This window comes from Pseudokineococcus sp. 1T1Z-3, from assembly GCF_037482365.1.
Taxonomy (GTDB): Bacteria; Actinomycetota; Actinomycetes; order Actinomycetales; family Quadrisphaeraceae; genus Pseudokineococcus.
The window spans coordinates 1-1553 of sequence record NZ_JBBHZF010000021.1; the positions used below are offsets into that span (position 1 = coordinate 1).

Genomic DNA, 1553 nt, shown 5'->3' on the forward strand with positions numbered 1-1553 from the left:
TCGACACGAGCCTGCCCGCGGTCGTGTCGCTGCTGCTGCACAACGCCGACATCGTGAGGCCGATCTCGCTGCTCGGGTGAGACGCGACCGAGGTGACGCGGTCTCGGCTGGGCTCGGGTGCGTCGGGCGAGCCGTCCCGGTGCCGTCGCCCCACCGGAGGTGCGAAGAGCCGCGTAGGGACCCGATGAAATTACCTTGAGCCTCTTGCCGCCTTGCCAGTCTTTCGCCTAAGTCGCAGACCAGCCAGGGCAAGGAGTGCTGCACCCAGCAGCAGGAGCGCAATCCTTATCATCTCGGGCCAAGTCTGCACAAAAGCCCCAAGGGCGATCAGCGCGACTGCAGCGAATGCCAATAAGAGTTGCGCCACAGCCGACTCGCTACTCGACTGGCCCATAGTGGGCGCGCCTCTCAATAGACAGATAACGGAAAGTCACAACCATGTGTCACTACCCTGCGCGGCGCCGTATCCGAGGCCGACCGCCCCGCCGACGAGGCTTCCAGCGATGGCGCCCCTCGTGCCCATTAGGGCCGCACCTGGCAGGAAACCAATGCTTCCCGTGAAGAGCCCCCCAGCAACGCACCCACCCACGGCGCCGAGGACAGCCCCCGAGATGCCTCCCGCGCCGGCACCCCCCGCGCCATACCGGACGGCACCGCGAAGGCTGTCCAGCGAACCTTCGGACCACGCGCCCGTGGGGTCAATCCTATTGCAGGGGTCACCCTGCGCGTAGAGGTAGTCGTTGTCTTCCTGGCGGGTGGGGTCGGTCTGGGTGAAGCGGCCGGTGGTGGGGTCCATGTAGCGCAGGCCGAGCTTATAGAGGCCGGAGTGGGCGTCACGGTAGGCGCTGGTGTAGCGGTAGGGGTTGGCGTCGGCGGCGGGGCCGGTGGTGGTGCGGGTGGTGCCGTAGGGATCGTAGGAGTAGGTGGCGGTGCGCTGGCCCGTTCCGTTGACGAGGGTGATGACGGAGCCAAGGTTGTCGGTGAGGTAGTAGTGGGTGGTGCCGTCGGCCATGGTGGTGGAGATGAGCTGGCCGTCGGGGTCGCGGGTGTAGGTCTGGGTCTGCCCGTCGGTGGACCGGGTGCCCATCACACCCGGGGCGGTCTCGGTGAACTCGGTGCCTGAGGAGCGCAGCCGGGTGGTGTTCCGGTCACCGCTGTAGGTGAAGAAGGTCGAGATCCCGCCGGTGATGGTGCGGGAGGTCTGGTCGAAGGCGGTGTACTCGTTGGTGCGGGCCGGGACTCCGAGCGAGGACCGGGACGGGCCGCCGGAGGTCTCGTTGCCGTTCGCGTCGTACGCCCACCCGGAGGTGGAGCCGTTCATGGTGGTGAGCTGGTCGGCAGCGTTGTAGCCCCAGGTCGTGGTGCCCGATGCGGTGCCGGCGCTTGTAGAGCCGGTCAGGACCTGGCGGGTGCGGTTGGAGTTCTTGTCGTAGCCGTACTCCCACGCCGCGGACGTTCCACCGCTGCTGGTGCCTTCGTCGACCCGGGTGAGGCGGTTCTTCCCGTCGTCGTGGGTGTAGGTCGTCCTTGAGTTGGCGGGTGCGCCGGTCCTG

General features: G+C 67.5%; 1 protein-coding gene. It reads right to left on the reverse strand.

What is annotated here, in order from left to right; all coding sequences use genetic code 11:
* Window positions 1-430: 430 nt before the first annotated feature.
* A partial coding sequence (locus WDV86_RS07395; protein WP_339566969.1) for an RHS repeat-associated core domain-containing protein occupies window positions 431-1553 on the reverse strand: 1123 nt, incomplete at its 5' end.